The 21940-nt window shown below is 57.0% G+C and carries 25 protein-coding genes and 1 tRNA gene; 12 read left to right on the forward strand and 14 right to left on the reverse strand.

The annotated features are described in order from the left end of the window. Positions 1-88 precede the first annotated feature (88 nt). Together ACWISF_RS02585 and ACWISF_RS02590 are read right to left on the reverse strand one after the other, a co-directional pair. The gene (locus ACWISF_RS02585; protein WP_448380032.1) at positions 89-604 is read right to left on the reverse strand and encodes a dCTP deaminase; all 516 of its coding nucleotides are present in this window, start codon (positions 602-604) and stop codon (positions 89-91) included. Continuing rightward, positions 601-1548, reverse strand: a complete 948-nt coding sequence (locus tag ACWISF_RS02590) for an FAD-dependent thymidylate synthase (RefSeq protein ID WP_448380033.1) — start codon at positions 1546-1548, stop codon at positions 601-603. Before ACWISF_RS02590 ends, ACWISF_RS02585 begins: the two co-directional genes overlap by 4 nt. A gap of 347 nt (positions 1549-1895) precedes the next feature. Here ACWISF_RS02590 and ACWISF_RS02595 point away from each other — a divergent pair, with 347 nt between their 5' ends. Then, complete coding sequence (locus ACWISF_RS02595) at positions 1896-2165, forward strand: chlororespiratory reduction protein 7 (RefSeq protein WP_448380034.1); 270 nt, start codon at positions 1896-1898, stop codon at positions 2163-2165. Beyond that, a complete protein-coding gene (plsY, locus tag ACWISF_RS02600) occupies positions 2156-2779 on the forward strand; it encodes a glycerol-3-phosphate 1-O-acyltransferase PlsY (RefSeq protein WP_448380035.1) in 624 nt (207 codons plus the stop codon). The genes ACWISF_RS02595 and plsY overlap by 10 nt, the downstream gene beginning before the upstream one ends. On the opposite strand, the gene ACWISF_RS02605 is transcribed toward plsY, so the two are convergent. Further along, entirely contained in the window at positions 2776-4014 is a 1239-nt protein-coding gene (locus ACWISF_RS02605) for a CCA tRNA nucleotidyltransferase (RefSeq protein ID WP_448380036.1), read from the reverse strand. The two genes, plsY and ACWISF_RS02605, sit on opposite strands and share 4 nt — an antisense overlap. A gap of 884 nt (positions 4015-4898) precedes the next feature. On the opposite strand from ACWISF_RS02605, the gene ACWISF_RS02610 reads away from it, so the two are divergent. Then, positions 4899-5111 carry a hypothetical protein gene (locus tag ACWISF_RS02610; RefSeq protein ID WP_448380037.1) on the forward strand — a complete coding sequence of 71 codons (213 nt, stop codon included), beginning with the start codon at positions 4899-4901 and terminating at the stop codon, positions 5109-5111. A gap of 13 nt (positions 5112-5124) precedes the next feature. Here the strand turns inward: ACWISF_RS02610 and argB are convergent, their stop codons facing one another. Then, positions 5125-5994, reverse strand: coding sequence for an acetylglutamate kinase (argB, locus tag ACWISF_RS02615; RefSeq protein WP_448380038.1), 870 nt, complete (start codon positions 5992-5994; stop codon positions 5125-5127). A gap of 102 nt (positions 5995-6096) precedes the next feature. On the opposite strand from argB, the gene ACWISF_RS02620 reads away from it, so the two are divergent. Together ACWISF_RS02620 and psbA are read left to right on the forward strand one after the other, a co-directional pair. After that, positions 6097-6441: a histidine triad nucleotide-binding protein gene (locus tag ACWISF_RS02620; protein WP_448380039.1), complete on the forward strand. Its 345-nt coding sequence runs from the start codon at positions 6097-6099 to the stop codon at positions 6439-6441. Positions 6442-6554: 113 nt separating this feature from the next. Beyond that, a complete protein-coding gene (psbA, locus tag ACWISF_RS02625) occupies positions 6555-7625 on the forward strand; it encodes a photosystem II q(b) protein (protein ID WP_448380040.1) in 1071 nt (356 codons plus the stop codon). A gap of 196 nt (positions 7626-7821) precedes the next feature. On the opposite strand, the gene ACWISF_RS02630 is transcribed toward psbA, so the two are convergent. After that, positions 7822-7895, reverse strand: a tRNA-Val gene (locus tag ACWISF_RS02630). Positions 7896-7944: 49 nt separating this feature from the next. Here ACWISF_RS02630 and trmB point away from each other — a divergent pair. After that, on the forward strand, positions 7945-8574 hold the full coding sequence (gene trmB, locus ACWISF_RS02635) for a tRNA (guanosine(46)-N7)-methyltransferase TrmB (protein WP_448380041.1): 630 nt from the start codon (positions 7945-7947) through the stop codon (positions 8572-8574). Further along, positions 8571-9698: a beta-ketoacyl synthase N-terminal-like domain-containing protein gene (locus ACWISF_RS02640; RefSeq protein ID WP_448380042.1), complete on the forward strand. Its 1128-nt coding sequence runs from the start codon at positions 8571-8573 to the stop codon at positions 9696-9698. The genes trmB and ACWISF_RS02640 overlap by 4 nt, the downstream gene beginning before the upstream one ends. On the opposite strand, the gene cobJ is transcribed toward ACWISF_RS02640, so the two are convergent. Together cobJ and deoC are read right to left on the reverse strand one after the other, a co-directional pair. Next, positions 9640-11526 carry a precorrin-3B C(17)-methyltransferase gene (gene cobJ / locus ACWISF_RS02645; protein WP_448380043.1) on the reverse strand — a complete coding sequence of 629 codons (1887 nt, stop codon included), beginning with the start codon at positions 11524-11526 and terminating at the stop codon, positions 9640-9642. The genes ACWISF_RS02640 and cobJ overlap by 59 nt on opposite strands. Next, positions 11519-12187: a deoxyribose-phosphate aldolase gene (gene deoC, locus ACWISF_RS02650; protein ID WP_448380044.1), complete on the reverse strand. Its 669-nt coding sequence runs from the start codon at positions 12185-12187 to the stop codon at positions 11519-11521. Before deoC ends, cobJ begins: the two co-directional genes overlap by 8 nt. A 64-nt stretch (positions 12188-12251) precedes the next feature. Here deoC and hslO point away from each other — a divergent pair, with 64 nt between their 5' ends. Then, positions 12252-13157: an Hsp33 family molecular chaperone HslO gene (hslO, locus tag ACWISF_RS02655; protein WP_448380045.1), complete on the forward strand. Its 906-nt coding sequence runs from the start codon at positions 12252-12254 to the stop codon at positions 13155-13157. A gap of 13 nt (positions 13158-13170) precedes the next feature. Here the strand turns inward: hslO and ACWISF_RS02660 are convergent, their stop codons facing one another. After that, positions 13171-13521 (reverse strand): thioredoxin family protein, encoded by a 351-nt coding sequence (locus tag ACWISF_RS02660; protein ID WP_448380046.1) that lies wholly within the window; start codon positions 13519-13521, stop codon positions 13171-13173. A 198-nt stretch (positions 13522-13719) separates the two neighbouring features. Between ACWISF_RS02660 and acs the strand changes: the two genes are divergently transcribed. Continuing rightward, the gene (acs, locus tag ACWISF_RS02665; protein WP_448380047.1) at positions 13720-15702 is read left to right on the forward strand and encodes an acetate--CoA ligase; all 1983 of its coding nucleotides are present in this window, start codon (positions 13720-13722) and stop codon (positions 15700-15702) included. On the opposite strand, the gene mraY is transcribed toward acs, so the two are convergent. From mraY to ACWISF_RS02680, 3 genes are all read right to left on the reverse strand, one after another. Next, positions 15682-16755, reverse strand: a complete 1074-nt coding sequence (gene mraY / locus ACWISF_RS02670) for a phospho-N-acetylmuramoyl-pentapeptide-transferase (protein ID WP_448380048.1) — start codon at positions 16753-16755, stop codon at positions 15682-15684. The two genes, acs and mraY, sit on opposite strands and share 21 nt — an antisense overlap. 76 nt (positions 16756-16831) lie before the next feature. Further along, entirely contained in the window at positions 16832-17131 is a 300-nt protein-coding gene (locus tag ACWISF_RS02675) for a DUF3134 family protein (protein WP_448380049.1), read from the reverse strand. An 87-nt stretch (positions 17132-17218) separates the two neighbouring features. Beyond that, positions 17219-17461, reverse strand: a complete 243-nt coding sequence (locus ACWISF_RS02680; RefSeq protein ID WP_448380050.1) for a DUF6439 family protein — start codon at positions 17459-17461, stop codon at positions 17219-17221. A gap of 57 nt (positions 17462-17518) precedes the next feature. Between ACWISF_RS02680 and ACWISF_RS02685 the strand changes: the two genes are divergently transcribed. From ACWISF_RS02685 to hisS, 3 genes are all read left to right on the forward strand, one after another. Then, complete coding sequence (locus ACWISF_RS02685; RefSeq protein ID WP_448380051.1) at positions 17519-17863, forward strand: DUF2203 domain-containing protein; 345 nt, start codon at positions 17519-17521, stop codon at positions 17861-17863. An 81-nt stretch (positions 17864-17944) separates the two neighbouring features. Further along, a complete protein-coding gene (locus tag ACWISF_RS02690) occupies positions 17945-18595 on the forward strand; it encodes a peroxiredoxin (protein WP_448380052.1) in 651 nt (216 codons plus the stop codon). A 59-nt stretch (positions 18596-18654) separates the two neighbouring features. Next, positions 18655-19941 (forward strand): histidine--tRNA ligase, encoded by a 1287-nt coding sequence (hisS, locus tag ACWISF_RS02695; RefSeq protein ID WP_448380053.1) that lies wholly within the window; start codon positions 18655-18657, stop codon positions 19939-19941. Here hisS and ebsA read toward each other — a convergent pair. From ebsA to ndhM, 3 genes are all read right to left on the reverse strand, one after another. After that, on the reverse strand, positions 19938-20354 hold the full coding sequence (ebsA, locus tag ACWISF_RS02700) for a type IV pilus biogenesis protein EbsA (RefSeq protein WP_448380054.1): 417 nt from the start codon (positions 20352-20354) through the stop codon (positions 19938-19940). The two genes, hisS and ebsA, sit on opposite strands and share 4 nt — an antisense overlap. Before the next feature lie 65 nt (positions 20355-20419). Beyond that, on the reverse strand, positions 20420-21352 hold the full coding sequence (gene prmA, locus ACWISF_RS02705; protein ID WP_448380055.1) for a 50S ribosomal protein L11 methyltransferase: 933 nt from the start codon (positions 21350-21352) through the stop codon (positions 20420-20422). 72 nt (positions 21353-21424) lie between these two features. Further along, positions 21425-21772, reverse strand: coding sequence for an NAD(P)H-quinone oxidoreductase subunit M (gene ndhM / locus ACWISF_RS02710; protein WP_448380056.1), 348 nt, complete (start codon positions 21770-21772; stop codon positions 21425-21427). Positions 21773-21940 lie beyond the last annotated feature (168 nt).

The following is a 21940-nucleotide window of genomic DNA, read 5'->3' on the forward strand; positions in this document are numbered from 1 at the left end:
AAGTCTATGATAACATATCCCCAAAAAGAGTAGCTGAGTTCATTGAAGTTCAGCGTTTTTCAGTAGATAGCTGATTAGAGGCAACCCCTCACCCTTTAGACCCTTGCACGTGTTGGTCAAAATTATATCGTCCTGTTTCCCCGTAATGGCGGTGGGGCGTACTGGACAGGCGATGCAGGATCACCTGGGCAATTTTCAAGCCTGGATAAATTCCCAAGTGGCGGAAGCGGGTGTTATTGCGCAGGGCCATGGTCAGATGCGCACCTTGCCAACCCGGATCAAGCCACAGTGCCAGTGCCAAATCAAACCCTTCCCGTACCCGTGACGATTTGAGACGCACTTCACCGGCCGTAAACACCGGAATATGGAACATCTCCAAAGAGGCCACCAACAGCCATGTTTGCGGTGCCAGGAGATAGGGGCGGTCTGCGTGGTAAGCATGCAAATCCAACGGCACTTGTGCCCCGTTTTCCTGTTCGATCAGCGCTGACGTACCGATGCGAATATCTAACGACGCCGGATTGATCAAACTAGGGTCAAAAGGGGTCACCAAGGGCGGGTCGGCGTGACAGAGTTGCAGCAGTTCGTGGTCAACCAGAATCATAGCCCATCTTCAACCATGGCCCGGTAGCTATAAAAGCCCCGGAAATTGCGGGTGAACACGGGGGCAGGGTGGTCAGGAATCCGGGCATAACAAGGAATCACAGGCGGCGCATCCAAATAGGCAGCGACGGCCATAGCGCAATGTTCAAACGGCCCCATGTGCCCATCGTGTCGCAGTTGGTGGTACAGCCGCACGTCCTCTTGTACGTCTCGTTTACCGTCATGCGTTGCGTAGGACAACCGCGCACAACGCGCCGTGGCCACCTGTAATTGCTCTGTCAATGATAGCCCCGGCGGCATCTGGTCACCAAAGGGGATGTGCCACTCGCCAGGATTTAGCTCTTGTGGCGTGGATTGTGCGATTGCCGCTTGCATGGCAATGGCCCATTCCCGAAATTCCGGGCGGCAGGGTTTATCCGTCCGCAGGCGAAAGAAATTCTCCCATTCGGTGGCGGTAATCAAGATGGGAATGCGCAGAAATGGTTTTAACAGGTCGTTGACGTGTTGTTTATGCACGCCCTGCGCGGCTAGTTTGCGAGCCAGTTCAATGTTGCGCTCCAACGCCTGGCGCCACAGCGTTTCGTTTTGGTGTTGAAATTCCGGGTCGTCCACCTCTATCCCCTGCATCCCCTTTTGGTGCTTGCTGAATCTGGGAATAAATGGGTCATCTAAAATGCGCTGAATCACCCGCTCCACCGGAATTGCCCGTGACGAGCCACTAGAACGGCTGGTCACTTCCGTAAAGGGATTGGTGTCGCCTAGAACCTCCACCACCCCACCCTGGCGCAACAGCCGATGGGTTGCCAATTCCTGTAACAGCGTGTAAGGGAATCGGGTCAATAGCACCGTCACCAACCGGTCGCCCGTCACCCGATTACGCGAATCTGCCTTGATTTGGATGTCCCCCGTATCCACCATTTGACATACCGGCGACCGTTGGTTCACACGGCAATGCTACTAGTGGTGATTGTAGCAGGCTTATTTTCTGGCAAAATGAATGTGCAGCAATTTCAACCCGAATGAAAACCCCTTTGCTGCCCGGTCAAAGTGGTCATTCTTAGGAGAACGTCTAGGGTAACTGCCTGGTAAATCAAGTGGCATCTGTTTGGTCAATTACTCAATTTCTGTTATGTTTCCGTGCTCATTGCCCCGGCGGTAATTCTTGCCCTGGATTGAGGTCTGAGGGTGGCCTTCCCGGCTGGGCTGAGGATTGTAAAGGTACCTGGAAATAAGGGTAAAAATCAATTAGAATACTAAGGGGCATTATTCGATTTCAGCAGGAGTGACCAGGGATGGCCGACCCACGGATGTACGAAGGAGATCAGTATGTGGTATTGACGGCTGATGCCCCAGAACAGTTTTACACCGAAGCGGAATTGCGGAACAAATTGGCGGAATTATTAACGCAGGCGTCGGAACTTAGCCCAGAATTGGCTGCCTATCCCACTGTTGCCGAGCGGGTGCAGTATTTGTTGGACACCGGCTGCCGCTGGGAATGGGGCGACGGTCAGTTTATGGAATGGTATCTGGTGCGGTTGGAGAAACCCCGTTCATGGCCGTAAACCTGCTGCTGCTATTGTTGGCTTATCTGTGCGGCTCCCTACCGCCAGGCTACATCGCGGGACGCTTGGCGGGGGTGGACATTCGCCAAATGGGTTCTGGTTCCACCGGGGCCACCAACGTCCTACGCACTCTGGGCGTGGTCCCCGCGCTGGTGGTTTTTCTGGTGGATGTGGCCAAAGGGGTAGCGGCGGTGGCAGTGGCGCGCTGGCTGTGGCAAACGTTTCCTGCCCTAAACCCAGGCGACCAGCGGCTCTGGTGGGAATTGGGATACGCCCTGATGGCGGTGGTGGGGCACAGCAAATCCGTGTGGATCAATTGGCAGGGGGGCAAATCCGTCGCGACCGGGTTAGGATTGTTGGCCCTGTTTGCCTGGCCAGTGGCGGTGGGCGCTTTGGGAATGTTTGGCGTGCTGGTGGCTACGGTGCGGATTGTCTCGGTGGGTTCTCTAGGGGCTTGTTTGACCGCTTTGGCTTTGGCGGTGGGGTTGGGCATTCCCCCGGCTTATCAACTCTATGTCCTGCTGGCGACGCTTTACATCACTTGGTGTCACCGCGCCAACATCCAACGGTTGCTCCAGGGCACGGAACCCCGCCTGGGACAGCCCAAAACCTAGGATGAACCCCTGACCAAGGCCTGGGCGAAGGCGAGCGCCTCAGCGGGCGTGCTGATCTGGCCTTGGGCATGGGCAAGCGCCAGTTGCTGCAACAATTCGCCCACCTGGGGGCTAGGGGCCAGGTGAAAGGTCCGCATCAGGTCATGGCCGCTGACCAATGGCAGAGCGTGCGCCACCGGGTCCTGGGGATCGGCAAATCGCCGCAACCAACTGCTCACTGCCGACCAGGGGTAATCATGGACCAGAGCCACCGCCAGCAACCCAGGCAGCACCTGCCCTGCTTTTTGGAATAGGTCAAATTGCGCCGGAATCGAGGGTTGGGGTTGGTTGAGTAAGGTCTGGAATACCGGCCAGAGTTCAATTAATTTACTCACATATTGCATCTCCGCACGGCTGTAGCGCAATTGACTTAAAAGATGCTGTGCATTGGCCACATCTTCAGGTAGCAAACAGCGCAATTTGAGGGTGTTGAGTACCGAGCGTTCGGGCCGCAATTCCTGTTGCAAATAAACAGCTAATTCCGGGTAGGTATATGGCAGGTCATCCCAGCGGGGCAACAACTCGATCCAATGGGTTTGAATGGCTGGGAACCAAGCAGTCAAGATGTCATCCCTCCACGCCTGTAATAGATGTTCAGCCCCCCGGTTACTTGCCAAGAGCAAATGCAATTCATTTTGGAATCGTTCGGGTGCGATATGGGCTAACAGGGGGGCATAACTTTGCATCACCCTGCGGGTATGGCATTCAATCACAAACCCCAACTGTGCCGCCAACCGATAGGCGCGAAATAGGCGCAAGGGATCACAGCGCAAATTCTCAGGATGTACCATGCGAATTGTTTGGATTGCTAAATCGCGTTGACCGTTGTGGGGGTCAATCAGTTCGCCAGTGTGGTAATGCCAAGCCATTGCATTGATCGTAAAATCCCGCTGGCTAAGGTCGGTGTAAATATCCTCCCCCTGTTGCTGACTCAAATCCAGAGTGATCTGCGGAAAAATCAGCCGGACAATCTGACGTTCCTGGTCTAAAACCACATAATTGGCGTGATAGTTCCGGGCAAGCCGTTTCGCCAAAGGAATTACATCCAGAGGCAGAACAATATCCAAATCCCAATGGTGTTTGGAACGCTGGAGTAATTTATCCCGAACTGCACCACCTACCAGATAGCCCTCCCTGGGTAAATCATGGATACGCACCGGCCAAGTCTGCGGCTGAAAAGGGTCAAATCCAGTCATAGGGCAAGCAGATATTTGGGAATCGGTTGCGGCTCAATGACTCGCTAAGTAACCGGAAGCTTGGCAGATTGAATTGACACTTATTTTGATCTAGGGTACTATCCCAGTGGTGGTTGAGCAATGATGCTCCATCATGATTATTCTAACCCACCGCTTTGGACGCCTGGGAAATCGCTTATTAATTACTGCTCACTTAATGGCCTAGGCCTTAGAGACAAATCATACGCTGATGGATTGGGGATTTGCCGAATACACTCCCTATTTTATCGGTACTGCAGGTGACCCTTACGTGTTTCGTTTTCCCCCACGGCGGGATATTTGGAACCATATCCTATCAATCAGCGATGGCTAAGAAATGTAATCTACACCAGCGCCCGGGGTGTACGTAAACTAATTCATCTATATTCCCAACTAAAGACCTATGTGCAAGTGATCCCCGAACCTGGAAAACATTGGGGTAATCCTCTGATTATTGATGACTTATCAGTTAAAAATATTTTATTTATCCGTGCTTGGTATGTGCGATCCCCCCGTTACTTTGTAAAGCATCAGCAAAAGATTCGGGAATGCTTTACACCCTTGCCCATGTATCAGCAGCGCATTCAGGTTTTTTTGCAACCCCTGCGGGATAAGTATGATGTAATTGTAGGTTTACATATCCGAGCAGGAGATTACCGGTTGTATGGAGGGTTTCATGGATGAGAAATTTGGTAGATTGCTATGGAAAAAATGGTGAATGAGTTACCAGGAAAACAGGTGGGATTTATTGTTTTTTTTCAGATGAAAATTTTCGAGACCAAAGGGATATATTCAGAGGTTTTTTGGTACATTTTGGTTCGGGTCATGTGATTGAAGATTTGTATGCTCTGGCGCAGGTTGATTATATGATTGCTCCTCCTAGTACCTACAGCAATTGGGCGGCCTTTTACGGCCAAGTGCCAATCTATCAAGTAGACTATATCAATTTACATACGCAAGACCCCCTATGTCATGATTTCCCCGCCAGCCGGCAATGTATGGTGCAAACCATGCAGGAATTGCGGCTGGCTAAATTTCGACGGATTACCTATTTTGTGGATCACCGGATTGACCCGTAAATTGTTTTTTGGGCTAATTTCCCGATCCTGAAGCCACAATCATCGAGCCAATGCCAGTATCGGTGAAAATTTCTAACAACAGGGCATGGGGTAAACGGCCATCTAAAATATGGGCGGCTTTCACGCCCTGGGCCAGGGAACGTACACAGCAATTTACCTTGGGGATCATGCCGCCGGTGATGATGCCTTGCTCGATCAGTTGCCGCGCCTGTTGAATATTTAGGAAATGATACAGGGTACTCGCATCATTGGGGTCGCGCAATATGCCGGCGGTATCGGTCAGTAAAATTAATTTTTCTGCCCCCAAAGCGGCGGCCAATTCTCCGGCTACCGTATCAGCATTAATGTTATAAGCTTGCCCGGTTTCATCAGCAGCAACACTGGAGACCACCGGAATATAACCTCCCTGGATCAGGGTTTCCAACAAACCGGTTTGCACGCTTTTGACTTCCCCCACAAACCCGATGTCATGGGAACCTTCTGGACGGGCTTGAATCAGATGGCCATCAACGCCAGAGATACCCACCGCTTTGCCGCCAGCTTGGTTAATCAACCGCACAATTTCCTTGTTGACCCGACCCACCAGCACCATTTCCACCACGTCCATGGTGGCTGCATCGGTCACCCGCAGGCCGTTTTTGAACTGGGGGGCAATCCCCAACTTGTCCAGCCAGGTGTTGATCTCCGGGCCGCCCCCATGCACCAAAATCGGTCGCAGGCCCACGCAGGACATGAACACCACATCGCTGATCACCTGCTGTTTGAGGGACTCTTCCCGCATGGCCGCCCCACCGTATTTGATGACGATGGTGCGTCCGGTGAATCTCTGAATGTAGGGCAGGGCTTCGCTGAGTACCTGCACCCGGTCCTGGTTGGTCAGCATGGTCCGTGCGTTGAAAGTTTTAATAAAGTTTCCGATTTAGCTTACCGGATTCTGGGAAACTGAAGATGATTCCTAAGTTACTTGCCCTGTCTTTTCTCATCTATGAGTAGCGATACCGTCTTCGGTCGGATCATCCGCCGGGAAATCCCCGCCAACATTGTCTATGAGGATGACCTCTGTATCGTCATCCAGGACATCCGCCCCCAAGCGCCCGTGCATCTGCTGGTGATCCCCAAGGAACCCATCCCCCGCATCTCCCAAGCCCAGCCCGAACACCAAGCCCTGCTGGGACACCTGCTCCTGACGGCGCAACGGGTCGCCCAAATGCACCAACTCACCGAGGGCTACCGCTTGGTGATTAACGACGGCCCGCAAGGTGGTCAAACCGTCTATCACCTGCACCTGCACGTTCTGGGCGGACGGGACATGGGCTGGCCACCCGGCTAGAAAAACAAAAGTATAAAAAACTTGTAACAGTCCTTCACAAAATCGGCGGCATGGACTAAGATACGTTCAGGGAGTAATCCCTACTAACTGTTGTTCAGTGGACTTATACAACCATGACTGCAACTCTGGAACGTCGTTCTAGCGTCAGTTTGTGGGAGCAGTTTTGCCAGTGGGTGACCAGCACGGAAAACCGCCTGTATGTGGGTTGGTTTGGGGTGCTGATGATCCCCACTCTGTTGACTGCGACCACCTGCTTTATCATTGCGTTCATTGCTGCTCCGCCCGTGGACATTGACGGGATTCGGGAGCCGGTGGCGGGTTCCTTGCTGTATGGGAACAACATCATTACGGCTGCGGTGGTGCCTTCTTCCAATGCGATTGGGATGCACCTGTACCCGATTTGGGAAGCCGCTTCCTTGGATGAGTGGCTGTACAATGGCGGTCCCTACCAGCTGATTGTGTTGCACTTCCTGATCGGTGTGTTCTGCTACATGGGTCGGGAGTGGGAGCTGTCCTATCGGCTGGGGATGCGGCCTTGGATTTGCGTGGCCTACTCGGCGCCGGTGGCGGCGGCGACCGCGGTGTTCCTGATCTATCCCATTGGGCAAGGTTCCTTCTCGGATGGGATGCCCTTGGGGATTTCTGGCACCTTCAACTTCATGCTGGTGTTCCAAGCCGAGCACAACATCCTGATGCACCCCTTCCACATGCTGGGTGTGGCTGGTGTGTTCGGTGGCGCGCTGTTCTGTGCCATGCACGGTTCCTTGGTGACTTCTTCCTTGATCCGGGAAACCTCTGAAAATGAGTCCCAGAACTACGGCTACAAGTTCGGTCAGGAAGAAGAAACCTACAACATCGTGGCGGCGCACGGCTACTTTGGCCGCTTGATCTTCCAATACGCCAGCTTCAACAACAGCCGGTCGCTGCACTTCTTCTTGGCGGCTTGGCCGGTGGTGGGCATTTGGTTCACCTCCCTGGGCATCAGCACCATGGCCTTCAACCTGAATGGGTTCAACTTCAACCAGTCGGTGGTTGACAGCCAAGGCCGTGTGATCAACACCTGGGCGGATGTGATCAACCGGGCCAACCTGGGGATCGAAGTGATGCATGAGCGCAATGCGCACAACTTCCCCTTGGATTTGGCCGCGGGTGAGCCGGTGGTTGCCCCTGCGATCAATGCCTAATTCTTAACTCGATTCTCCCGTTGTGGAGATTGGCAAGTGCCCCTAAAACCTAGGGGCATTTTTTTATGGGTGGCTTAGAGCCGAGCAGGGGTGTACTCAGGGTCGTTGGCCGGATGAAGTGAATGTACGGGAGATTACTCATACCCGTTTCCCCCTGCGTACCAGCAGGAGCATGAGCAAATGCGGTTGACCGTGATGGACACAACTGGACTCGAACCAGTGACCCCCACGATGTCAACGTGGTGCTCTAACCAACTGAGCTATGCGTCCCGGCAATTTTTTATATTAGCATTAGTGCTGCCATTTGCATAGCTGAGCCATGCGGGTACGCCAACACGTTAATCCCCTCAGTCAACATTTCTTGCAACCGATTCCTCTGACAGACTGGCGGTTGATTTATGACCGAATAGAACGGCCTTTGCATCTGGATATTGGCTGTGGCAAGGGGCATTTCTTGTTGCAAATGGCTCAGCAGGAACCCCATTGGAATTTTCTCGGTTTAGAAATCCGTCAACCCCTGGTTCATTACGCTAATTCCCTGAGAATGAACCATAATTTAACGAATGTTTACTTTCTAATGGCCCAGGCAAATGTGCATTTGGCATCCATTCTTGCTAGTTTTCCTGAAAACGTCCTACGGCGCGTGACAATTCAATTTCCTGACCCTTGGTTCAAGCGCAAACAGAAAAAAAGACGGTTGGTGCAACCCGATTTGGTGGCCGTCATTGCCGATTATTTACAGCCGGGGGGGGAAGTATTTTTGCAATCGGATGTCTGGGAGGTGGCAATGGAAATGTACCACCATTTTGTGCAGCACCCGCAGTTTGTCAGTTGCGGGGAATCACTGGCAGCGAATCCCTTTGGCATCCCCACCGAACGCGAACGGTCGGTACTCCAGCGCGGTCTGCCGGTCTATCGTTTCTTGCTCCAGCGCCGGAGAGATGGATGAACATCGGCGTGGTCGGCATGGGGTTGGTCTGCGCCCTCGGCAGAAATGCCCACACCAGTTGGCAGAACCTATTGGCAGGACATTGTCCTATCAAAATACAGCAACCGTTCCCACATATACCCCCTTTGCCTTTGGCGCGGGCTGCCGACATGGATACAGGGCTACCGACAGACCCAGGGGTGTTATTACAGGATGCGCTCACCGAAGCATTACAGGATGCGGGGTGGGAGTTGCCGTTACCGGATTGCGGTGTGGTGATTGGTTCGAGCCGGGGAGCGCAATATCGGTGGGAACAATGGCTGGCCGGGGAGCGGGACGATTTCCATACATGGTTGGAACATTTGCCGGGAAGTTTTGCCCGGATGGTGGCTGCTAAGGTGGGGGCCAAAAGTTGGGTGGCGGCACCAAGCGTGGCCTGTGCGACGGCGACTTGGGCGGTGGCGCTTGCGATGGAGTGGCTGCGCCAGGGACGCTGTGCGCGGGTGATTGTGGGGGCGGTGGATGCGCCCATTACGCCTTTGACCCTAGCGGGATTTCGGCAAATGGGGGCTTTAGCGCCAACGGGCTGTTTCCCATTTGACAGAAAAAGACAGGGTTTGGTGTTGGGTGAAGCAGCGGGTGTGATTCTCCTTGAACCCTGCCATCATACACCGCCGAAATATGGTTGGGTTTTGGGGTGGGGGTGCACCTGTGATGCCGAACATCCGGTAACGCCCAGTGTCCAAATTGAAGCTGCACTGACGGCTGTACACCATTGTTTTCGGATGCACCGTCATTCCCTAGAGGGTTGCGATGCGGTGCACACCCACGGAACGGCAACCCAGGCCAACGACCGGCGCGAATTTCACCTGATTACGCATTTATTTCCCAAGGGCATTCCCATCCTGGCCACCAAAGGAGCCACAGGGCATACGTTGGGGGCCTCCGGGATGTTGAATATTATCTTTTCTTTATTGGCGCTCAAACACCAGGTGTTACCCCCTTGTGTGGGTCTGCGTGAACCGGATTTTCCCGGCAAGTTTGTGCAGGTGGCGCAAACCCAAAAACTCCGTGCCATTTTGAATCTCAGTTTTGGGTTTGGGGGGCAAAATGGGGCGGTCCTGGTGGGTAATTCCGCGGCGTAATCAGACCGTATTCGCTCCAATAACTGCGGGAATTACCAATAATCACCGTGCAAAACATATCAATCGGTTGCCGGGTAAAGGTGGCTAAATGTTCGCGCCAAATATGTTCTCCCAAACGGTAGGCGTGACGCACGATGGCCACAGGGGTTTGTGGGTCGCGGTATTGCAAAAAAATTGCTTGGGCAGCGGGCAATTGCCAGGTGCGTTGTGACGAACAGGGATTGTAAATCACGGTGACAAAATCCCCCTGCGCCGCATGGGTTAACCGTTGGGCAATCACTTCCCAAGGCACGTGCCAATCGCTCAGGCTAAGGGCACAAAAATCCTGCATCAAGGGCACTCCCACCCGACTGGCTGCTGCCTGGAGCGCGGAAATGCCGGGGACGATTTCCACAGGGATAAGCTGGGGAGCAAGCGGCCTTTGCCGGTGGAGTAATTCCATCACCACCCCGGCCATCCCATAAATGCCGCAGTCGCCGGAAGAGACTACTGCTACCCTTAAACCCCGCCGCGCCAGGTCAATGGCTCGTTGGGCCCGCTGGGTTTCTGCCCCAATGGGATAGGGTTCCCACCGTTGGTGTGCTCGCTTGATATTGTCTATCATTTGTAAATACAACTCATAACCAATCACCACGTCCGATTGGATGATGGCTTGGCGGGCAGCAGGAGTCAGTTGGCTTAAGTCGCCAGGGCCAATGCCGACCAAGTAAATACAGCCAGGGCGGTCGCACCATTCCTGGGGCGCCAGGGCAACGGCGACGGTGACACCCGCAACAATCTGTTTGGGTACCAGCAACTGCCCTTGGGAGGCTTGCAGGGCGCTGGCTTCGGCCACGCTGGGGGTGCCCACGGCTTGGGCAACCACCGCTGAGGGGTTGGGGACGGCAACCGCGCGCAAGGTGGCAACGGGAAAGGTCACCAACGGCCAGCCTTGGGATTGGGCCAAGGCCACCAGTCCCGGTTCATCTTTTTTGAGGTCGGCGCTGGCGATTCCGGCAATGGCTTGGAGGGAAAGGTGATGGGCCGCAAAGACGGTTTGGATGGCCGTGTGCAGGGTTTCTGCCGCTGTGCCCCGCGCGCAACCAATGCCCACCCACAACACCCGCGGATGCCACACAACAGTGCCGCCAGGAGCAGGTGTCATGTCCCGATAGGTGATCCAGATTTGATGGGTGGGTGCCGGGGCGGCATGCTCCTGGGGCCAGGCGGGCGGGTCAGCGGCGGCTTTGTTTCGGCGGTCGAGAAAGATAACGTTGGGGTTTTGCCCCATCAGGTGCTGCCAGAGCGTGTCACCGGCTTCTTGGATGATGGCTATGGGTTCTGAGCGCAGCATGGCGCTGGCAACGGCGGTCCAATCCCCCGCCCCTTTGCGCCACCCCCAAGGGATGCCCCAGGTATCCACCCCAGCCATGTGATGGGCGCTGGCGGCATCGGTAATCACCGCCGGAATGCCCAAGGCAGCGGCAATCCCTTCGCACAGTTGGTTGCCCTGGTGTTGATGCCCGCCGCAGACGCTGATGACGTATTCCCCCGCTTCGGGAATGCAAAGGACAATGGGGTCGCGCTGTTTATCCGTGAGTAAAGGGGCAATCAAACGCACAACTGCCCCCAGCGTCAACCCGAAAATGAGCGCTTTGTGGTGCGGCCACAGGGTACGGATGTGGGCGCGCAACGGCTGGGGATAGGGTTGGCACGGAGGAGGGCAGGGCAAATGCGGCGAACACCACAAAATGCTTTGGGAGCGCTGCGCCAGCGGGAACAGTCGGGCTTGACTGGTGGGCGTAGTGGCAATCCAGGCAAGGGGTTGAAAGGCCGACCAATTAACCATGGAATTCTGCTTGTTGTTGCACCAGATCAACGCCGCGGGAAGTGCCAATGCGGGTGGCTCCGGCTAGGAGTAATTCCTGAGCTTGGGCAAGGGTTTTAATTCCACCGGCAGCTTTGATCCCCACCCGTTGATTGCTCATTTTGTGCAGCCAGCGTACCTGCTCGACCGTGACGCCCCCACACCAACCCGTGCCTGTTTTCAGATAATGCACCCCGGCATCCAAACAAATTTCCACCGCCAATGTTTGCTCTGCTTCCGTCAGGAGATTCATTTCCAAAATGGCTTTTACGGTTTGCTGGCTCTCGCTGACAATTTGGGCAATTTCTTCGTACACTTCCTTGGTTTTCCCGCCTTTGAGCCACCCCACATTCAGCATCACATCCAATTCTTTGGCGCCTGCTTCTACCGCTTCCATCGCTTCGGTGTATTTGACCAAGGGGGTTGTCGCACCGGTAGGAAAGCCGATGACGGCACACACCTGGCAAGCCCGCCGGTGGAGCAGTTCGACACACTGGGGCACGGCGCTGGGATAGACACACACGACCGGAAAACCGTAGCGGTCTGCTTCCTCACAGCCCTGGGCAATGGCGGCAGGGGTGATCCCCGGTTGCAGCAGGGCATGTTCGATCACCGTGGCAATATCGGGCAGGGAGGCCAGCATCGCAACGCAGAGAAACACGATACCATCATAAAGACATCGGTGCAATTGTGGGCGGGAACAGGCGATGGCAGATCAGTTGGTGCGGGCTACAGCGGCAGGGGGCGGCATTCGGGCCGTGGGCGTCATTACCACCCAGTTGGTGGCAGAAGCGCGGCGACGGCATGGGCTGTCCTACGTGGCGACGGCGGCCCTGGGGCGGACGATGAGTGCCGGTTTGCTGCTTGCTTCCAACATGAAACATCTCTCGGCACGGGTGAACATCCGTTTCCAGGGGAATGGCCCCCTAGGGACGGTGTTTGTGGATGCGGGTCGGGATGGCACGGTGCGGGGCTACGTGGACCAACCAGGGGTAGAATTGCCGCCGACCCCCCAGGGCAAGCTGGATGTGGGCGGGGCAGTTGGCTCTAGTGGCTACCTCTACGTGCTGCGGGACAACGGCTACGGCTACCCCTACGCCAGTACGGTGGCACTGGTCTCCGGCGAAATTGGCGACGACATCACCTACTACCTTGCCTCTTCAGAACAAACCCCTTCGGCGTTGGCCTTGGGGGTGTACCTAGAAGGCGGGCAAGTGCAGGCAGCAGGGGGCTTGTTATTACAAATCCTGCCGAAAGCGGCGGTGGATGAGGCGCTGATTGACCTGCTGGCCAGCCGCGTATCCAGACTTTCGGGATTTACCCCCTTGCTCCTGGCCGGACACCAGTTGGGGGATATGTTTGAGGCACTCCTGGGTGATATGGATTTGACGATTTTCCCGGAAACTCAGTTGGTGCGCTTCCACTGCGGCTGCAACTTCGAGCGGGTCTTGGGCGCCCTGAAAATGCTGGGCGTCGGCGAATTGCAAAGCATGATCCACCAGGACGGCGGGGCGGAGGTGACCTGCCACTTCTGTAGCTCGGTGTTCCACGCCCAACGCAACCACCTGGAAGCCCTGGTGGCCGAACTGGAGCAAGAAGCTACCTCCCGCTGACCGTTAAAAAAAATCAGACGGAAACCACCGGTGATGCCGCCAAAACCGTTTGTATGGCCTGTTGCAGGTGCTGATACAGTTGATCCCGGCTCTGGAACTGTTCCAACCGCTGCTGCACCTGCCCGTAGTGCACCACTAACAGCGTGGGCAACATCCGCAGGCGGTAGCGACTGGCCAAATGTAAACTCTCATCGGCGTTGACCTCCACGACCCGTATCTGGTCAGTGTACTGCGCTTGTAATTGGGTAAGTAGGGGTGCAACCAAACGGCACAGGCCACACCAGGGCGCGGAAAAATGGACAATTACGGGAATAGTCGCCTGTAAAACTTGGGATTCAAAGTCGGTTTCTGAAATGAGTTTCACGGTAGGAATCCTAACGAGTTTGGGCAAGGTGTTTTGATCATAACAGGTCAGGGATCAGAGTGCTAGGGGTGGGGATCGCTGCAAACCGGGGAGCGGGGTAAACAGAAATCAACGGGACCATCGGGGGCAGGCCCTAGGAATGTCGCCCCCCTCCCCCCTGCGATACGATAAATTTCAGCGTGGGCGGGAGCAACAGCTATGGGTGACAACACAAGGGCAACGGACCTGTTGATTGAATCGGTACTCCAGGAACGGCGGCAATTTCCCCCGCCCAAGGCGTTTCAGGCTCAAGCTCGCATTGCCTCCTTAGAACAGTACCACCAGTTGTGTCAGGAATTTGCCCAGGACCCTCAGGGTTTTTGGGGCAAGTGGGCGGCGCAAGAATTGCATTGGTTTCGCCCCTGGACGCAGGTGTTGGACTGGCAACCGCCCCAGGCCCGTTGGTTTGTAGGAGGACAGACCAACCTGGCCTACAACTGTCTTGACCGGCATCTGCACACCCACCGCCGCACCAAACCGGCGATTATTTGGCAGGGGGAACCGGGGGAGGTGCGGGTTCTCACGTATGAACAGTTGCACCAAGAGGTCTGCCGCATGGCCAATGCCCTGCGGGCCTTGGGGGTGCAAGCAGGGGACCGGGTGGGCATCTATTTGCCCATGATTCCCGAGGCGGCAATGGCAATGCTGGCCTGCGCCCGGATCGGGGCGGTGCATACGGTGGTGTTTGGCGGCTTTAGCGCGACGGCCTTGCAGGAACGGTTGCGGGCGGCACAGGCGAAGGTGGTCATTACGGCAGATGGGGGGTGGCGCAAAGGGGAGGTCGTGCCTTTGAAACCCCAGGTGGACCAGGCACTGGCAGCGGGGCAGGTGCCTACCGTGACGCAGGTGTTGGTGGTGCAACGGGTGGGGGGCCATACGCCCATGACACCGGGACGGGATGTGTGGTGGCATGAACTGCAACCTACCCTGTCGGCAGAATGCCCGGCCCTGCCGCTGGATAGCGAACAGATGCTCTTTATCCTGTACACGTCGGGGACGACGGGGAAACCCAAGGGAATTGTCCATACCACCGCCGGCTACAACTTATACACGCATCTGACGGCCCAGTGGGTGTTTGACCTGCGGGAGGAGGATGTCTATTGGTGTACCGCGGATGTGGGTTGGATTACAGGGCACAGTTATGTGGTGTATGGCCCCTTGTCCAACGGGGCCACGACGGTGATGTATGAGGGGGCGCCCCACGCAGGAAATCCGGGCTGTTTTTGGGATGTGATCCAAGCCCACCGGGTGACAATTTTTTACACGGCGCCAACCGCAATCCGCACGTTTATCAAGATGGGGGAGGAGCATCCGCGGGCGCGGGATTTATCTTCGCTGCGGTTGCTGGGCACGGTGGGAGAGCCGATTAATCCGGAGGCGTGGCTGTGGTATCACCGGGTCATTGGGGGGGAGCGCTGTCCGATTGTGGATACCTGGTGGCAGACGGAAACAGGGGGGATCATGATTGCGCCGTTGCCGGGAGCGACACCCACCAAACCGGGGTCAGCCACCTTGCCCCTGCCAGGGATTCAGGTCCAGGTGGTGGACCGCCAGGGGGAACCGGTGGGGGTGAACCAGGGGGGGTATTTGGTGGTGACCCACCCTTGGCCGGGGATGATGCGGACGGTGTACCAAGACCCGGAGCGCTTCCGCCGCACCTACTGGGAGCAGATTCCGCCGCGCGATGGTCAGTACTTCTACTTTACGGGAGATGGGGCGCGCCGCGATGAGGACGGTTACGTTTGGATCATGGGGCGGGTGGATGATGTGATCAACGTGGCCGGGCATCGGTTGGGGACGATGGAGATTGAATCGGCGTTGGTGTCCCATCCGGCGGTGGCGGAAGCGGCAGTGGTGGGGCGACCGGATGAGATTAAAGGGGAAGCGGTGGTGGCTTTTGTGATTTTGGAGGGGCATTACCAGCCCAGCGAGGCGCTCAAGCAGGAATTGCGAGAGCACGTGGTGCGAGAAATCGGCGCCCTTGCCCGGCCCAGCGAGGTGAAATTCACCGAGAGCCTGCCCAAAACCCGTTCCGGCAAAATCATGCGTCGGTTGTTGCGGGCCTTGGCTGCTGGGGAAGCGCCCAGCGGTGACATTTCCACCCTAGAAGACCAAAGTGTGTTAGAGCGCCTGCGGGATTAGACTCAGCCCCCACAGCAGGGCTTCCATCCCCCAAAAACAGGCGACAATTTGGGTTTCTGACCAGCCACTGAGTTCCAGGTGGTGGTGGTAAGGGGTCATTTTGAACAGGCGTTTGCCCACGCCATCAGGCCCCTTGGTGGCCTTGAAGTACCACACCTGGGCCATCACCGTCAGGGTTTCCCAGACAAACACCAAACTGAGGACCAACAGCAGCCAGAGGTTTTGGGTGACGATGCCGATACCGGCCAAAGCCCCCCCCAAGGCCAACGAACCCGTATCCCCCATAAACACCTGCGCCGGGTGGTGGTTATGCACCAAAAAGCCCAGGCACGCCCCTGCCAACGCCACCGCAAACAGGCTCACCGCCGGGGCAGTAGGCGCACAGGCCACCCCCAGACCCGCCAACGCCAGCGCACAGGTGCCCGCCGCCAGACCATCCAAACCATCCGTCAAATTCACCGCATTGCTCTGGGCCACCGGCACAAACCCCACCAGCAGCCAAAACCCCAGCCCCAGGTGTAGGGTGACTCCCCCCGGCAGGGCAATCGTTGGCGGCAGGTCCCCCCGCCCCCACAGCCACAGGGTAAAGCCCACCGCCGCCAGGATTTGCAACGCCAATTTCACCCGCGGGGGCAAGCCCCGGTTCGACCGCGCCCGCAAAATCAACCCGTCATCCACCGCCCCAATTGCCCCACAAGCCAGCGTCAGCACCAGCACCGCCCCCAAATCGGCAGACAGGGGCAGCCCTTGCCTCCCTATGACCCAAAGCGTGACCAAAACCGCCACCGGCAGAAACAAAAGACCGCCCATCGTGGGCGTCCCTGCCTTCTGGAAATGGGCCTGGGGGCCTTCTTGGCGAATCACCTGCCCCATTTTCAACCGGCGCAACCAGGGCAAGCCCACCGCGCCCGCCAACGCCGCCCCACCGGCTGCCAACCCCAGCGTCAACAGCCACCATGCAGGCTGAGGCACCAACCAGCCCACCCCCCCGGCCAAACCCGCCGCCAATCCCACCACCAACCAGGGCGCCAGAGGGGAACTCGGCCCACTCATCGGTCACCCCAGCCACCGTGCAGGGGGTACATCAGCACCCCGTAGGACCAAACCACCGGCCGGTCACCGCCAACCATCAATAATCTTCTTCCTCCTCATCCCCCAGCTCGTCCCCCAATTCGTCATCCTCGTACAAATCCTCATCGTCGCCGGTGAAGTCGTCAATCACCTCGCTATCCTCATCGTACAAAGAGGGGTAATCCGGGACAGCGCCGGCATCCATCCGGCCTATGGACTCCAACCAATTGAGAATCGAGGCATTTGCCGGTGTGGGAATCACCCCCGCCGGTTCATGAATGGGGATTTCCCGCAAGGTGGGGATAACAATAGGTTCTTCAGCAACCCGCTCAAGGGCCGCATCTTCAGCATTCGGCATGGTCATTCCCGCTTAAAAACCCATCCAAAAGGGCCTCCCCTCAGGGAGCCAACATTTCTGCCCTTCCCATTTTAGCAGACCGCCGCCTCAGCCATGTTCCGGGCAGGGGGGAGCGTGCAAAGAACGGTCGAGCCAACCCTGGGCCTGCTGGGTGTGGGCCAATGCCCGTTCGGGTCGGTCATGCAGTAAATAGTTCAAAGCCACCGCCAACTGTTCGGCAGCCCGGGCGTAGCGGTTCGCTTGCAGACGGTGCCATTGCTCCGGCGTAATCCGCAAACGGTCACAGAGCATCTGCGCCAACCGTCGTGTCTCCGGGTCAGAACCAACCATCGGCATAGGATAATAAGAGCGATTGCTTTTATTGTAATCTCTACCGCTTGCCACCCTGTGAGCGCCCCACCCCCACCGGACGACTGGGAACAGGCCCTGACCCAACTGGAACAGGACCTGGCCGCCCTGAAAGCCCGCTATGCCCAGGTCCAACAGGCGCGCGCCCAGCAGGCACAACTGCGTCAACGGGAACAGCACCTGCGGGAACACCTGCGCCGCTATAAGGACCAGGAAGCCCAGGCCGAATTGCAACGCCTCCAAGAACAACTCGCCCACCTGGCCGTGACCCTCGAAAGCCAACTGCTCACCTGGAGCAGTCTCAAACAACCTTTTTGGCAGGCCGTGCGCTTTGGGGGCTTGGGCTTTCTCCTGGGCGTGGCACTCCACCACTGGCGGTCTTAAAAATCCCTTAACTTGACCGGAAAATGTGAGTTTTCGAGTATCCTATTAAGGGTAATGGCTGCCCGAATTGGAGGTGTTGCAATGACGGAAGCAGTGGCCCTCAGACCGATTCCCCGCATCGGGGACCCCGCCCCGGATTTTGAGGCGATGACCACCCACGGCATGAAAAAACTCTCCGACTACCGGGGGTATTGGGTGATTTTGTTTTCCCACCCGGCGGATTTTACCCCGGTATGTACGACGGAAATGGTGGGTTTGGCCCAGATGAATGAAGAATTTGAAAAGCGGGGCGCCAAGCTTTTGGGGTTGAGCATTGACAGCATCCACGCCCATATTGCCTGGGTGGAGAACATCCGCCAGCACTTCAACATTGAATTGCCGTTTCCCATCATTGCCGACCTGGATATGAAAGTGGCCAGCCTCTACGGCATGGTGCATCCGGGTGCCAGTTCCACGGCCACGGTGCGGGCGGTCTTCTTCATTGACCCCGATGGGATCATCCAGGCGTTGATCTATTACCCCTTGACCAATGGGCGGAATTTGGACGAGCTGTTGCGGTTGTTGGATTCCCTGCAAACCAGCCGCGCCCACCAGGTGGCTACCCCTGCCAACTGGCGCAAGGGGGAACGGGTGATCGAACCGCCGCCGAAGACGGTGAGCGAATTGCAGAAACGGCGGGAAAGCGACTACCCGGAAAAGGTGGACTTTTACCTGGTGAAAAAAGACCTGTAGCCCGGCAGCGGTTGGTGTCCCGGCCATGCTACAACAGGGAGCATGATTCCCAAAACACCATGAGCAGTACACCGCTCCAGGCCAGCCGGGGCACCCGCGACATCTGGGGGGAGGAAATTCTCCTGTGGCAGGCTTTGGAACAGCAGGCCCGCGAGCTTTTGGGGCGCGCCAATTACCAGGAAATCCGCACCCCCATTTTTGAGGCCACCGAACTTTTTTGCCGGGGCATCGGTGAAGCGACGGACATCGTTAACAAGGAAATGTACACCTTCACCGACCGGGGCAACCGCAGTTTGACCCTGCGCCCGGAGGGAACCGCAGGGGTGGTGCGCAGTTTGATCGAGCACAAACGGCTGTCCCAGGGGGTGGTGCGGTGCTGGTATCTTGGCCCGATGTTCCGCTACGAACGTCCCCAGGCGGGGCGGCAGCGGCAATTTCACCAACTGGGGGTGGAACTGTTTGGCAGTGCTGACCCGCGGGCGGATGTGGAAGTGATTGCGCTGGGGTTGGAATTTTTACAGACGTTGTCTTTGCCATCGCTGACGCTGGAACTCAATTCCGTCGGTGACCCGGAGGACCGTCAACGCTATCAAGCGGCGCTGGTGGAATATCTCACGCCCTATGTCCAGGATTTGGACCCGGATTCCCAGGTGCGGCTGACCAAAAACCCCTTGCGGATTCTCGACAGCAAATGCCCGACCACCCAGGCCATTCTGGCCACCGCGCCCCAACTCCCCCAGTACCTGAGCAAAGCGGCGCAGGAACATTTTGAGCGGGTGCAGGCGGGCTTGACGGCGTTGGGTTGGTCCTATGTCTTGAATCCCCGCTTGGTGCGGGGGCTGGACTACTACACCCGGACGGCCTTTGAAATTACCACGGTGGATTTGGGGGCGCAATCGGCGGTGGCCGGCGGGGGACGCTACGACCGGTTGGTGCAGCAACTGGGCGGCCCAGAGACGCCAGCGGTGGGTTGGGCCATCGGGCTAGAGCGGCTGGTGGCGCTGTGGCAAAAACAAGGGGTGTCCCGCAGCGTCGCTCCCGACATTACCGTAGTGGCGGTGGGGGAGGCGACCGCCAACCTATCGCTGCAAATCAGCCAGATGCTCCGGCAGCACGGCCTGCGGGTGGACTTGGACCTAAGCCATAGCAGTCTGGGCAAACAGATCAAACGAGCGGACAAATTGGGGAGCAAAGCCTGCGTGATCCTGGGGGAAACGGAAGTGGCCACAGGGCAAATTCCCGTGAAATGGTTGGCGACCGGTGTGCAGGAAATGGTCCCCTTTCCGGCGGGTTTTGCCGACCCCCACCCCTGGCGGCAGAAATGCCAGCACCCCCCGGTGGCCTAGGGCATTGTCCCTGTGGTTTTTTTGTCCTTGTCGTCGCCGATATTCAACAAACGGCGGTAGAAATCCTGGGGAAAATCCACCTTTTGGCTGCGTTTGTAATGGATGAGTAAATCCACCAAAAAACCCACAAATTCAAAATTCACCAGCATGATTTCGTAGGTGAGATCGCTATTGCCCTCGAATTGGATTTGGCAACGGCTCAAATCTGCCGGTAAGTTAGACACATTCCACGTGGCCACAAAGGGGATGCCATCTCCCCCATCCACATACCGTTCCCCCTCCAAATTGCCCAGGCGATACAAACTTAAGGCATAAGGGAGGGTTTCCCGTTTCACCCCCGCCGGTAAAAACGGCTGATACAACAACACTTGGTCCCGCGGCGCCGGTTGTAACTGACTCAGTACGGATGACATCACTTTGGCTCCAAACACCCCGTCATAGCCATCCTAATCGAAGGGGATGCTCCTGGGCGCAGGGGTTAGGCACTTCCCTGGTAATCGGGGTCGGGGCGAATGTGGATACAGCACCAATTCTGGCTTTGGCGGAGGGCGCCAACCATCCAACCCTGGGCCTCCAACGCCTGGGTCACCGCGGCCAATTGCTCCTGGGTCATGCCACTGACAATGCCCCAGGTCTTGGCATGGGCGAGCCGCCGCCAGTGGGGCGCCATCTCCATAATTGTCTCCGCCCCGATATTGCAGACAAACCCATCGAGGGGTTGGGGCACCAATTCCGCCAACCGCGACAGACTCCCCTGTTCCACCACCAACCGTTCCCCGGCAATTTGGTTCAAGGATTGATTTTGCCGGGTGGCAGCAACGGCCAGGGCATCCGTATCCACCGCATACACCCGCTTGGCACCCAACAGCAGCGCCCCAATTGCCAAAATCCCCGACCCACAGCCAATGTCGGCCATCACCACCGCCGCCGGCGTCGTCCAGCGGGGGTCAAGCCGCATTTCCAGCGCTTCCAGACACAACTGGGTGGTGGGATGGCTGCCCGTACCAAAGGCAAACCCCGGATCAAGCCGCAACACCAGCCGCTGTTGGGGGTTCTGTACCGGCAACCAGGCCGGTTGGATCAAAAACCGTTCCCCCACCGGTTGGGGTTGCCAATGCCGTTTCCAATATTCCCACCAATCCTGGTTGGTCAACACCTGCCACCGCACCTGGGGGGAAGGCAACGCCGCTGCCTGGGCATCCTCCCGCAATAACCCCTGCAAGGCCTCCCAATGCTGGACATTGTACTGGTCTTGGGGCGCATAGGCCGTGATCCGCACCCAGCCATCCCCATAGACCGTGGCCGTGCTGCGACAATCCAACTCCTGTAACCGCCAAAATGCCATCTCCTCCAGCAGGGGCGGACATTCAATGTCCACTTGCCACCAGGAAGTCATCGCTGGAATCGCCATGAACCCGCGCTAAACCGACGTGCCACCTTTTTTTTAGCACAACCGCGTTCCTTGGCCTGGCAGCAAACGCTGTCACCGCTGCTGGGATGAGGTATCCAGCCGAGGGCGTCCCATACTGTAGTTCAGCACGCGGCTGTTGAGGTTGTAGGAAATTTCCCCGTCTTGCAACATTTTGCGGATTAGGTGTTCCAGGTCAGAACCGATCCGCCGCAGGGTGTAATCGGTCAAATCCGCCCCGCGGTAGGCCTGCACCAGCTCCGCAAACTTTTGATGTACCCGTGCCACCGCCGCTTCCGTCCAGTTGAATTCGTTGTCCGGGTCCACATCCACCGTCAATTCCGTATCGCTGGGCACGAGTGCCCCATCCTGTACCGTAGCGGCAAAAATGCGAATGTGACGAGTGGTGCTTTTGAGTAACATGGCTCATCCCTTGGTCGGTGTCTTTTTATTGTAACGCCGGGGAGGTGGGTGCTGTCACTCAGGGTCCCTAATGCCCAGGCAATACGCGGGTAAAACAGCAGTTTGGCGGTACGGTCAAGGCAGTGGTTTTTACCGGTCATGGCCGTTTCACAAGAACATGCCACAGGT

The sequence above is a fragment of the Gloeomargarita sp. genome, from assembly GCF_053491055.1.